The sequence below is a fragment of the Collinsella sp. BM28 genome (genome assembly GCF_054551995.1).
On record NZ_JBTOLJ010000001.1, the window covers coordinates 994,482 to 1,006,758 of the forward strand.

Annotated in this window: 12 protein-coding genes; all 12 read right to left on the reverse strand. The window is 61.3% G+C overall.

The annotated features are described in order from the left end of the window. Window positions 1-41 precede the first annotated feature (41 nt). The 12 genes from yqeK to mreC all read right to left on the reverse strand — a co-directional run bounded on the left by yqeK (window position 42) and on the right by mreC (window position 12,257). Window positions 42-644 carry a bis(5'-nucleosyl)-tetraphosphatase (symmetrical) YqeK gene (yqeK, locus tag ACX9NZ_RS04300; protein WP_294122073.1) on the reverse strand — a complete coding sequence of 201 codons (603 nt, stop codon included), beginning with the start codon at window positions 642-644 and terminating at the stop codon, window positions 42-44. Further along, window positions 628-1,308 carry a nicotinate-nucleotide adenylyltransferase gene (gene nadD, locus ACX9NZ_RS04305; RefSeq protein ID WP_118653897.1) on the reverse strand — a complete coding sequence of 227 codons (681 nt, stop codon included), beginning with the start codon at window positions 1,306-1,308 and terminating at the stop codon, window positions 628-630. Before nadD ends, yqeK begins: the two co-directional genes overlap by 17 nt. Window position 1,309: 1 nt before the next feature. Next, entirely contained in the window at window positions 1,310-2,734 is a 1,425-nt protein-coding gene (gene obgE, locus ACX9NZ_RS04310) for a GTPase ObgE (RefSeq protein ID WP_294158627.1), read from the reverse strand. A 214-nt stretch (window positions 2,735-2,948) separates the two neighbouring features. After that, complete coding sequence (gene rpmA / locus ACX9NZ_RS04315) at window positions 2,949-3,206, reverse strand: 50S ribosomal protein L27 (protein WP_006721167.1); 258 nt, start codon at window positions 3,204-3,206, stop codon at window positions 2,949-2,951. A gap of 39 nt (window positions 3,207-3,245) precedes the next feature. Then, entirely contained in the window at window positions 3,246-3,614 is a 369-nt protein-coding gene (rplU, locus tag ACX9NZ_RS04320) for a 50S ribosomal protein L21 (RefSeq protein WP_294122069.1), read from the reverse strand. Between the two features lie 97 nt (window positions 3,615-3,711). Beyond that, window positions 3,712-4,551: a TIGR03936 family radical SAM-associated protein gene (locus ACX9NZ_RS04325; RefSeq protein ID WP_407496344.1), complete on the reverse strand. Its 840-nt coding sequence runs from the start codon at window positions 4,549-4,551 to the stop codon at window positions 3,712-3,714. Next, window positions 4,548-6,425 (reverse strand): TIGR03960 family B12-binding radical SAM protein, encoded by a 1,878-nt coding sequence (locus ACX9NZ_RS04330; RefSeq protein WP_407496346.1) that lies wholly within the window; start codon window positions 6,423-6,425, stop codon window positions 4,548-4,550. Before ACX9NZ_RS04330 ends, ACX9NZ_RS04325 begins: the two co-directional genes overlap by 4 nt. A 102-nt stretch (window positions 6,426-6,527) precedes the next feature. Then, the gene (locus ACX9NZ_RS04335; protein ID WP_330005472.1) at window positions 6,528-7,421 is read right to left on the reverse strand and encodes a hypothetical protein; all 894 of its coding nucleotides are present in this window, start codon (window positions 7,419-7,421) and stop codon (window positions 6,528-6,530) included. A 36-nt stretch (window positions 7,422-7,457) separates the two neighbouring features. Beyond that, window positions 7,458-8,639: an FtsW/RodA/SpoVE family cell cycle protein gene (locus tag ACX9NZ_RS04340; RefSeq protein WP_407496348.1), complete on the reverse strand. Its 1,182-nt coding sequence runs from the start codon at window positions 8,637-8,639 to the stop codon at window positions 7,458-7,460. Window positions 8,640-8,648: 9 nt separating this feature from the next. Next, window positions 8,649-10,697 (reverse strand): penicillin-binding protein 2, encoded by a 2,049-nt coding sequence (gene mrdA / locus ACX9NZ_RS04345; protein ID WP_407496375.1) that lies wholly within the window; start codon window positions 10,695-10,697, stop codon window positions 8,649-8,651. A gap of 6 nt (window positions 10,698-10,703) precedes the next feature. Then, window positions 10,704-11,273: a rod shape-determining protein MreD gene (gene mreD / locus ACX9NZ_RS04350; RefSeq protein WP_294122063.1), complete on the reverse strand. Its 570-nt coding sequence runs from the start codon at window positions 11,271-11,273 to the stop codon at window positions 10,704-10,706. Between the two features lie 9 nt (window positions 11,274-11,282). Beyond that, on the reverse strand, window positions 11,283-12,257 hold the full coding sequence (gene mreC / locus ACX9NZ_RS04355) for a rod shape-determining protein MreC (RefSeq protein ID WP_294122062.1): 975 nt from the start codon (window positions 12,255-12,257) through the stop codon (window positions 11,283-11,285). Between the last annotated feature and the right edge of the window lie 20 nt (window positions 12,258-12,277).

Below are 12,277 nucleotides of genomic sequence, written 5' to 3' on the forward strand. Positions count from 1 at the left end.
AAAGCGTGCCAAGGGATACGTCCCCACATGACACACGGGCGCTATCTCGAACGTTTCACTGCGTACGCATTATAGATGTCAATTGCGGTTGGGTACAGATAGCGACCTGTGGAGATAACATACACAAGCCCCTGGGCGAACGTTTGGAAGAACAGTTCTTCCAGTGGCGCTGACCCCACCAGAGCGCGCAGACGCTCGGCATAATCGCCACGTCTACCCGGTTCGATCGCATCGGCAATGAACACGACCATATCGAGCGGGGTCATGTCGATCGCCCCTACCGTATGACGGGCGACCGCCTGGCACACCTCGGGAGCGATGCCTTCAAAGATATGCGGCAGCTCGTGGGCGGCGACGGGCCCATGCAACAGGCCGACCGCGCGCGTGGGAGATCCGGTCACCTTGACGCCGTATTGGGCGGCACGGGCAAGCAGCTCATGATCATCCAGCACCTTGTCCCAATCATGCGTAAGCCCGGCAAATGCGGCATGGTATTCGTCCACTTCGTAGGCACGAGCGAGGTCCACGGCCGTACGGGCAACGCCGAGCGAATGCTGATAACGCCGAGGCTTTTCCTTCATTCGAACCTCGAGCATGTTGCGAACGCGCTCGAGCTCGGCGGTCTGATCATGCACCATGGCCATTGCCGCTCCCCTCCTGTACGTACAGATCGTTCTTGCGAATATACCCCATCACGGACTCACTCGTCAGATAGCGGACGCTCTTTCCCGAGGCCACGAGCTCGCGAATGTTCGAGGAGCTGATGGCGAGCGCGGGAATCTCGATGTAACGAACGTCGAAATCGATGCCCGAGGCGGCGATGCGCGACTTAGCGGTCTCGATGTCGTACCCCGGGCGGGTCGCAGCGATCAAAGTCGCGAGTGAGGCGAGACGGTCGGCATCGTGCCATGCCAGAATGTCGATGATGGCGTCGGCTCCGGTAATAAAATACAGCTCGACGTTATCTGGATAGTGCCGGCGAAGCTCACTCAAGGTGTCGACGGTGTACGTGACGCCCGGACGGTCGATCTCGAAGCGGCTCGCGTAGAACGCGGCGTTGGCCGCCGTCGCCAGGACCGTCATGGCGTAACGGTCCTCGGGGTCACTCACACGCTTGTCCTGCTTGAACGCCGGCGAACCAGCAGGCATAAACAGGACAAGGTCCAAGTCAAGCGCCTCGCGAGCCTGCTCGGCGGTCACCAGGTGCCCGTAGTGGATGGGGTCGAACGTGCCGCCCATGATGCCGAGGCGATAGATTCGTTTGGAATCTGAGCCAAGCGAGGGCAGCAAGCGGCTGGGAGTCTCCATCCTACTCAGCATCCTCGGTATCGCCGCCGAGAGGCGCATCGTCAAGATCCACAACCTCGACAAGGCCTTCGAGGTCGTTGAACTCATCCTCGGCATCGTCATCCTCAATGCCCTCGAAGTCAAAGGCGTAACCCAGGATGCGTACCTCGTCGCCGTTCTTGCATCCCGCCTTGATAAGCGCATCGTCCACACCCATACGCGCCATACGGTGCTGGAGATAGATGATGGCCTCCTCGTTCTCCCAATCGGTCTGCACAACCATGCGCTCAACGTTGGTGCCGGTGACGCGCCAGGCACCCAGCTCCTCCTGCTCAACGTGGAACCGCTTGTCGCGGGCCTTACGAGCACGCTCCCACTTCTCATCATCAAACGCAGGAGCAGCCGCCTGCTCCTCGGCGAGGGCGCGACGCAGCTCACTCACGCGCTCACCGCAAGCGAGCATGAGCGTTTGAAGGCCGGCGCCGGTGAGGGCGGAGACGGCGAAGAACTCGTGCCCGTCGGCGAGCGCTGCCTGCTTGAGGGCCTGGACGCGATCTTGCATACCGCTCGCATCGCACTTATTGGCCACGACGATCTGCGGGCGATCCGCAAGCTCAGAGGCGTACCGGCGCAGCTCATCGTTGATAATGCGATAGTCCTCGAGCGGATCGCGTCCCTCGTAGCTGCCCGTGATGTCGACCACATGCAAGATGAGCGCCGTACGTTCAACATGACGAAGGAACTGGTGACCCAGACCCTTGCCCTCGGCAGCGCCCTCGATGAGACCGGGGACGTCGGCAACCACGTAGGAGTACTCGCCCGCGCGGACCATGCCGAGGTTCGGCACGAGCGTGGTGAACGGATAGTCGGCAATCTTGGGACGAGCGGCGCTCATGCGGGCAATGAGGGAAGACTTACCAACACTCGGGAAACCCACGAGTGCGGCATCGGCCATGAGCTTCATCTCAAGTTCGATCCAGTGCTCGATGGCAGGCTCGCCCTTCTGGGCGAACGCGGGGGCACGGCGCGTGGAGGTGACGAAATGCGGGTTACCCAAGCCACCCGTGCCACCCGGGGCCACGATGACGCGCTCTCCATCATGCGTGAGGTCGGCTATCTCATAGCTCGCTTCCATCGTGCTGGGATCGAGCTCACGGATAACCGTACCCATGGGGACCTTCAGCACGAGGTCGCGACCATCGGCACCGTCCTTTTTGGAGCCCTTGCCATGCGTGCCCGCCTCGGCGCGGAAGTGGTGCTTGAACCGATAATCGATAAGCGAGGAAAGCTGGGCATCGGCCTGGATGACGACGTCTCCGCCGTGACCGCCGTCGCCGCCGTCCGGGCCGCCTTTGGGCACAAACGCCTCGCGGCGGAACGACATGCAGCCCGCGCCGCCGTCGCCGCCCTTGACGTTGATGCGGCAAATGTCGGTGAACTGGGACATGGCGCCCCTTCCTTGTAAGATCAATCGAATATAGCCACGCGCGTGCCAATGGGGACGTACCCCTTTGGCACGCAGCGCATCAATGTATCCCATAGTAAAAGACTGCGCCACAAAGGCGTGCGTCCCCAGTGGCAGAACTCGCGGGTACACATAAAAACAAGGCTCCCGCACCAAGCGAGAGCCTTGCTCAAGATGCAAATGCAAAAAGGGTGAATTACGCCTCGACGGCAGGGTACACGTTCACGCGATGCTTAAGACCCTTGGTGAACTTAACCTTGCCCTCGACAAGCGCGAAGAGGGTGTCGTCCTTACCACGGCCGACGTTCTCGCCGGGGTGGATGTGGGTGCCGTTCTGGCGGACGAGAACCTCGCCGGCCTTCACGGTCTGACCGTCAAAACGCTTGGTGCCCAGACGCTGGCCGCGGGAGTCGCGACCATTGCGGGAGGAACCGAGACCTTTTTTGTGTGCCATGTCAGGTACCTGCTCTCTAACTACTTACAAATGGTGCGTCTACTCGGCGATGGGAGCCTCGGGCTCCTCGACCTTGGTGGTCTTCTTGGCGGCACGGGACGTGGCCTGGACCTTGGTGATCTTCAGCTTGGTGAGCTGCTGACGATGGCCCTTGAGACGGTGATAGCGCTTGCGCTTGTGGAACTTGTAGACGAGCTGCTTCTCGCCCTTGAACTGCTCCAGGATCTCAGCAGTGACCTTAGCCTTGGCGAGCTTGGCAGGATCCGTGACGATCTTCTTGCCGTCGTTGAGGAAGATAACCTCGAGCTCGACCTTGGAACCGGTCTCGCCCTCGATCTTCTCGACGGTGATGACGTCATCGGTGGCGACTTTATACTGCTTGCCGCCAGTAGAAACGATTGCGTACATATTCTTGCCCTTCATGCATCAGTTGTGCAACAGTCGGATATGGTATCAGGTGGTTTGTGGCACGTCAACGGATTAATACAACGTTTTCCCTGCATATTCACAGGTTCGACAAAGCCTCCGCTGCGCTACGCGCCGTAAGGCTCCCCTGTGGTGCCTCAAGCTCATGGCCCAGCGGGTGGACCTCACTCGCGTCGTCTATGCGGATACGCTGTGAGCAGCGCTCGACATTATACGACGAAATAGTCATGAGCTTCTGAATACCGGTGGAGACGATCTCCTCGTCGACGCCCGGCTCAAGCCCACGTAGCGCTTGATCGAGGGCGGCCACGATAATCTCGGGGCGAAGCGAGCCCTCGTTGTCGCAGCGTGTGTTGAGTTCGAGCCAGATGCGACCATCGGGCATAACGCGGTGGCTGCAGCCCTTGAGCAGATGGCGAACGTCCAGGGATTTGGTCTTCTTGCCTCGACGATACGGGATCTCGGCGCTTTGGTCATACCACCCAGAGAGGACCTGCGAGACCGCCTCGTCCGTCACGGAAAACCCGGGGTTGACGAAAACCTCAAGTAGGTAGTGGACTTCGTTGATCTCCGCTGTGAGCGCCGGGCGACGAAGCTCCACGTACGCCGCGCCAAGGGGACGCAGGTCGACGGGGGCAGCGCCCTGCAGGAGCTTCAGCGCGACCTCGGCGGGAACAAGCTCCGTCAGATACACGTCGAAATACTCGGCCGTGGAGGACGTGCCCACGGGCAGCGCGGAGGTGTAGGCGATGCGCATATGCGGCGAAAAGCCCTGGGTAACCGCATAGGGAAGCTTGGCGCGGCGCACGATCTGCTCGACGGTGTGGATCAACTCGAGATGCCCCAGATACTTGAGGCGCCCCAACTTGGGATAGGCCACGCGGAGGCGGAAAAGCGTGGGCTCGGATGCGTTCGTCATGCGCGCTCACCAACCAAGACGTTATCGGCTTTCAGGGTCGGGCACACACCGCAGCCCGTGCAGGACTCGCGCGTGCAGTCGGGCGTGATGACGCCCTCGAGGGAGCGGCGATATTCGCGCAGGAGGAACCCGCGGGACACGCCGGGGCTCACATGCTCCCAGGGAAGGTGCCAATCGAGCTCGAAAGACTCCTGGGCGAGCGCCCTCAAGTCCATGCCGAGTTCGGCAGCCGCCTCCTCCCAGCGCTCGAGCTCGAACTGTTCGGTCCACGCGTCGAAGCGCTGGCCGCGCCTCCAGGCGCCTTCGATGAGGGGGGCGATATCACGCCCGCCGCGGCTCATGACCGCCTCGACGAGCGAGGTAGCGGCGTCATGGCAGTGGATGCGCACGGCACGGTTCTTGACCGAGTGGAACAACAATTGCTGGCGGCGCTTCACCTCGGCGTCATCGAGCTGCGGGCACCACTGGAACGGGGTATGGGCCTTGGGGATGAACACCGACACCGAGATGGAGACGGAGATGCCGCCACGCTGCTCCTTGGGGACGACCTCGCGCGCGATCTCGAGCGTGTGGTCGGCGAGCTCGGCGATGGCGACGATATCCTCGTCGGTCTCCCCCGGCAGCCCCATCATGAAGTACAGCTTGATGCGACGCCAGCCGGCCTCGAAGGCCGCGCGGGTGGCGCGCTCGAGGTCCTCCTCAGTCACGTTCTTGTTGATGATGTCGCGCATGCGCTGACTGCCCGCCTCCGGTGCGAAGGTGAGACCGCCCTTCTTCTCCCCCGCCACGGCGGCGGCCATGTCGACACCGAAGGAGTCGAGGCGCTGCGACGGCACGGAGATGGAGATGCCGGTATCGCCTAGTCGCCTGTTTAGGCGGTTCAAGATCTCGGCGCACTTGGAATGGTCGGTGGTGGAGAGGGAGTTGAGGGAGACCTCGTCGTAACCCATATGGGCGAGCCCGCCCGTCACGGCGGAGACCACCTGGTCGGCGGAGCGCTCGCGCACCGGGCGGTACGTCATGCCGGCCTGGCAGAAGCGGCACCCGCGGGCGCAGCCGCGCAGCACCTCGACGCACAGGCGGTCCTGGACGATCTGCATGTAGGGGACGACAGCCTGGGGCACGGGGTTGGTGGCGCCGAAGTCCTTGACCACGCGCTTGTAGACCACGGGCTGCACGTCCTCGCCCTCTCGCGGGACCGTGTAGCCGTGAGGCGAGCAGGGCTCGTCGTGGCGCACCTCGTAGAGGGAGGGGACGTAGACGCCGCCGATCTTCGAGAGCTCGCGGAGCATCTCGTGACGGGAGGCACCAGCGTCGCGCAGCTCGCGATGACGCTGACAGAACTCGACGATCTGCTCCTCGCCCTCGCCGATCATCATGCAGTCGAAAAGCGGCGCGAGGGGCTCGGGGTTGTAAACGGACGGTCCGCCGCAGATGACGATGGGGTCGTCCTCGCCGCGGTCAGCCGCATGCAGCGGAATGCCGGCGAGGTCGAGGCCCTCGAGGTAGTTGGTGCAGGCCATCTCGTGCGGGACGTGGAATCCCACCACGTCGAAGGATGCGATGGGCGCCGCGCCCTCAAGTGAGAGCAACGGGATGCCGGCGGCCCGCATCTCATCGGCCATGTCGACCCAAGGGATGTAACCGCGCTCGCAGGAAAGGCCCTCTGCCTCGTTGAGGTTGCGGTACAGGATGGCAATGCCCTGGTTGGGCAGACCAACTTCATAGACATCCGGGTAGATGAGTGCACAGCGGTGCTCGGCCTCAGGCTTATACAGAGCACCCCATTCGTGGTTGATGTAGCGCGTGGGCTTCTCGACGCGTGCCAAAAGCGGCTCGAGCTCCGAGAAGCGGTTTTCGTAGGCAACGCGCACGGCGATGTCTCCTAACAGGTCGAAACGGATACACGGGTTCCGGTGTGTATCGGGCGTGGGTGCCATTTGGGCACGCCCGACCACATCTCCGGTCGCAGGGGCTTACGCCCGCACGGGGTCCTGGCGGGCGACGACAAGGCCCTTCATACGCCCCACGGCTCCAGATACGGCGTCGTTCAAGCGCGAATAGTCCACATCGCGCTCGTACAGGATGCAAAGCGCACGGCCGATGCCGTAGGTACCCAGGCCGCCCACCATCGCCTTGACCAAAAAGCTCGCATGCCCTGCCTGTCTGACCAGCACGCGTGTGCCGGCACGCATCGCCAAAGCCGCCATCAGGATACCGGCGGCTTCATACGCCCGCTCAAATCGCATCGGCTTACCGAAAATCGCGGCAAGTTGCAGCATCATGCCCATCTGCGCGACCGTCATGACGGGAAAATCGGCCCCGGGCATGAAGAACAAGGCGCCCGTGGCAAGGTTGCCGAGCGAAGCGGACGCGATAACGCGATTCGCCGCCGCGATACGCATGAACGGGAAGTTCGCGGCGAACGCACTCTGCTTCTCGGTACGCTCGAGGATCCAACGCGCGAGCGTATCGAGCAGATACGTCTTATCGATGGCGGCGATCAGGCCGAGCATGCGTGTGTCATGGCGAATGAACGGAACTTCGACGCTTGATTCCGAAAGCACCACGACCGGCGCACCACAGACCACAAGCTCCTGCACATGCTCCTGAAGACGCACGCTGCCGCACGAAAGAACAATCGACACATCGGTGTCATCTTTGGCCGACGCAGGCGCCTCACCCAGGCGCTCCACGCGCACGAGCGCGGAGGTGGTCTGTGGAACAAACGCCTCCCGGATCGCGTCAATCAGGAACGGAGTCGCGGTTGCATCAACGAACACCGCGACGCGCACAGAAACATCTGCCTCTCCGCGAACGGAGGCACCGAGCTTGACCGTATTCAAGATCGAATCGATGGGAATACCCATAGAAACCTACTTTCTTTCAGCGGCAAAAGTCCGAAGCTAACGGGCCTTGCCGCGTGAGCGCCAGATGGACTGGACGATGCCGAACGCGGCGCACTGCATCAGCATGGACGATGAGCCGAAGCTGATGAAGGGCAAGGGAATGCCGGTGATGGGCATGAGCCCAATGCACATCCCCACCTCCTCCAAGAGCTGAAACGTCCACATGCCCACGATGCCGATGCAGGCAAGTTGCAAGAACAATGAATCCGACTGATGGGCGATGCGAATGGTGCCGAAGATGAGCAAGGCGAAGAACGCAAGCAGGACGAGCGCCCCCGCGAAGCCGAACACCTCGGAGAGCAGGGCGAAGATGAAATCGGTATGCGCCTCGGGCAAAAAACCCGCGCCGGATTGCGAGGCGTTGCCGATGCCCTTGCCAAAGAAGCCCCCCGAACCCACGGCGATCATCGATTGCAAGAGGTTATACCCAGACTGGCTCGTATCGGATTCCGGATTGATGAACACCAGCAGGCGATTCATCTGATACTGCTTGAGCAGCACGTCCTTGCCGAGCATGCTATCGAGAACCGAGTCGAGCGCGAGCAAGAGCGAAACGGCTCCGACCAATAGAGCAATCGTGCAAAGCACCCACTCTTTCTTCGGTCCACTCATCATGATGATGCACGCCCCGGAGAAGAACACGACCAAACCACTGCCCAAGTCGCCGGCGACGACGGCGGCCCCAAAGGGTATGGCGAGCATGCCGCAGAGCTTGGCGTACTCGCGCACGCTGTCGATACGCCCGTTGTACTGCGCACCGAGGGACGCCATGAAAAAGATCGTGATGATCTTGGCGAGCTCGACCGGCTGGAAGGTCAACCCAATGAGCGGAATCTTGATCCAACCCGTCATGCCTTTGGCGTTGTACGACAAGCCGGGGATATAGGGGCTGAACAGCACGATGAGGTCGACCACGAGCAAGATGGTGGTCATGCCCGCCAGGCCGGAAAAGTCCGAACGCCAGCAGAGGAACGCGAGGATGGCACCCAAGCCGATGCCCACCAATTGGCGCGTAAACGACGCTTCGGCGATGGTGAGCGATGCGGTCCAGATCACGAGTGAGCCATACGCCAGCAGGCAAAGCCATGCAACCAGTACGGGGACATTGACCTTTTGACGAAAGCCGCCCCTATCGGAGCTCATGTGCTTATTAACACGCGAAAGGGAATCGAGGGCCAAAAGAATCACCTACCTCGTGCTGTCGCCGGCCGTGTAGGCGGCGTCGTCGGGGGAATCGTACAGGGCTCCCAAGACTGTGCGAACGGCCGGCATGGCACACGTCGAGCCAAATCCACCACGCTCAAGCATCGCGCACACCACGTACTTGGGATCGTCGAAGGGAGCATACGCGATGAACCAGCCGTATGGATCCTCGCCGTCCTTCTCGCCCGTGCCGGACTTGCCGGCGACCTGGACGGGAAGGTTTGTGAAGTGGGCGGCGGTCACCGCGGATTCCTCATAAATCATCGAATGGACGCCACGGTACGCCACATCCAGCGCCCCGGCCGTCGAGATCTCGGCCGTCAGCCGCTTCTTTGGCTCATACGTGTACGCATCGCCCTCGCCGTCGCGCGCGACGGCGGAGAGCAGGACATGGGGGGTCCACTCCACGCCACCCATGGCGAGACCACAGTACGCAGTGGCCATCTGCAGCGGAGTGACGAGGATATCGCCCTGGCCAATGGCGATGTTGGTCATATCACCGGCGTTCCATGCACGCTGGTCGGCACTCCAATCCTTGCGGTACTCCTCTTTCCAAGCAGAATCGGGCACACGCCCCTCGGCTTCGGAGGGGAGGTCGATACCCGTCTTGGCACCAAGACCCCAGCGGCGGTACATTTCCTGCAGGCCCTCTGGATTTTTCTCACTGTAGAAGAAGTTCTTGCCCAGATCGTAAAAGACCACGTCACACGAATCGCGGATTCCCGTCTCAAGGTTGCGCGTGCCATGGCCTGTCTCGAGCCAGCACTTCTTGCCCCATGCCTCGCCCAAGCCGGTCCACCAGCCGGTGCAATTGGAAGACATGTCGGCCGTGTACACGCCGTACTCCATGCCCGCAAGCGAGGTAAAGGGCTTGATGGTGGAGGCTGACATATACAAACCGCCAATTACACGGTTGAGCAGCGGATGATCGCCCTCGTCGTCATTCAGCTCATTCCATGTATCTGATGACACGCCACCGACGAACACCGAGGGATCGAAGGTAGGGGCACTCGCGAGCCCCAAGATCTCGCCGTTCGTGCAATCCATGCACACGCACGCCCCACACGTGGGCTCATAGCCGGTCTGCTCGGCGACTTCCATACCGAGCTTGAGGCCCTCCTCACACGCACGCTGGATCTTAAGATCGATGGTGAGCTTGATGTCGCTGCCTGCCTTTGCCGGCACGGCGCCCGCCTGCCCGGTAACGTTGCCATCGGCATCGACCTTGACCGTCTGTTCGCCGCGAATGCCCTGCAGCAGGCTCTCGTAATAATACTCAACACCCGCCTGCCCCACGATGTCGCCCGACTGGTAATCGATGGAGCCGGCTCGCACCTCATCCGAAAGGTTCTCCTGCGCATCGAGCTGCTCTTGCGTGACTGTTCCGGTGTAGCCCACCACGTGACATGCGAGCGTACCGTTGGGATACGAACGCTCGGTGCGCTCCGCCACGCTCACACCGGGAAATTGATCGATGTGCTCAACAACGTAGGCAATAGTGGAACGACGAACGTCGCTCGCGATGGTGTGGGGGCTCTGGGCACCCTCGGTGTTGTCCTGGATGTTGCGGAGTACGGCAATATAGGGCATGCCCAGCACGTTGGCAAGATGACGAACGACCACCGTGTTCTCGGCAAGATCGCGATACGCCACAAGCGCAAGCGAAGCGCGATTGTCCACAATGGCCTCACCGTTGCGATCGAGGATGCGTCCGCGCGGAGCGGGCGTGGTAACCGTGCGCGTCTGATTTTGCTCCGCGAGCTTGTCATAATGGTCGGCGGAGACCATCTGCATGCTCCACAGCTTGGCGATGATAGCGGCAAAAACCGCACCGACACCCGCGGTGAGCAGTTTGAAGCGTCCATTCGACTTCGTGCCGGACGTACTGCCCTCACCCTCGGTGGCGCGCGGTCGGGTACCGTTGGCGGTATCAAAGGTGAACTTACCGGAATAGCCCTTGAGGAAGAGCAGCGATCCAATGATGGCGACGACGAGGATAACGCCGGCGATGATAACGATGAGCTGCGCGTCCATACTCATCTACCTCAAGCTCTTATAGCGCTTGCCGGCGTACGACAGGCCGCGTGCACCACGTCCGCCTTTGCCGTGGCCGCCGGACGACCGGCCCCCGAGCATAAGGAAGGGCACGCACGCGAGGAGATCAAGCACGCTGGAGGCAAGACCATGCACGCCAATGGAGAGGAGTAGATTGGTCTCGACGCCCATGAGGAACAGGCCGAGCGCGTACACGACGTTCACCACGACGACGGCCAGGACGACGGCGCGGATCGTCTCCATGCCAAAGCCCGAAGACAAACCGCGCGACATGAGAGCAACAGCGTATCCCGTGATTGCCAAGAGCAGCGCCATGAAACCGATGGGAGACGAGGTTGTCAGGTCATAGAAGAGGCCGGAAAAGAAACCTATGTACACAAGCGAACGGGAATCTCCCGAAATCGCCAGTGAGACCGTGAGCGCGAGCATGAAATTGAACCGTCCCCCAAACAGGGAGACCTGCGGGGCGATGGCGAGGTGAAGCACGGCGCAGGCGGCGATCGTGGCGATGAGGGCCGAGCGCGTGCGACCCGAGTTGTTGAGTTCGAGTGCCATATCCCTCCCCTATTCCGTCGTATTCGAAGATTCGGATTCGGAATCTCCAGAGTCCTGGCCATCGGAGGAGTCCGAGCCGCCTTGGGGTGAAGCGTTCGCAGTGGCGACGTCGTCCTCCGACGCGATCTGGTCCTCGCCAACCGACGTGATGACCAAGACCTCCTCGTTGTTTTCCGCCGAAGAAAGCGCACGTACCACGATGGTGTAGTACACCGCATTGGCATCGCGATCGATGGACGCAACGGTGCCGAGAGGCAGCCCTTTGGGGAACGTGCCGCCAATGCCCGACGTGATGATGATGTCACCGGTGGACACCTCGGCGTCGGCGACCACATACTGCAGCCGAAGCGTACCATCGGCCTGGCCCTGCAACATACCCTGGGCACGAGAGCTTTGGATCATGGCAGAGATCCCCGACTGCTCATCGGTAATGAGCCGGACTGTGGAGGTGTTTGCGGAAACCTCGATGATCTGACCGATCACCCCGCCGGAGCTGCAGACGGGCATTCCCACTTCAAAGCCTGAGTTAGAACCTTTGTCGATCACGACCGCATTGCTCCATGCGTCCCCGGTGGACCCGATGATACGAGCCGCCGTAGACTCAAGGCTGTACGTGGACTGGAGGCCGACGAGCTTTTCCAGACGCTCTGCCGTCTCTTGAGCCTCGGAAAGTTCAGCGACTCTTGCAGTGAGCTCCTCATTTTGCTTCTTGAGTTCAGAGAGCGTGTCGGAGGAAGCAGTCGCGTTCTGCGTGATATTGCCAAGGGCGTTGAAGGGAGAGGCGATGGCGCTGCCGAGCATGCGCACGGGAGAAGTGACCGTCATCGCGGCGCCACGAAGCGCATGGATGGGGCCCTCGCTGCTCTCACGCAGGTAAAACGTAAGCAAGAGGAGCGAGATGACGCATAAAACAATCAACGGGCGACCACCCGTTGATTGTCGTGAGCTATGTACATTTGAGGAGTACTTGGGTTTATGTGCCACAAGCCACCCTTTCCTTGCAA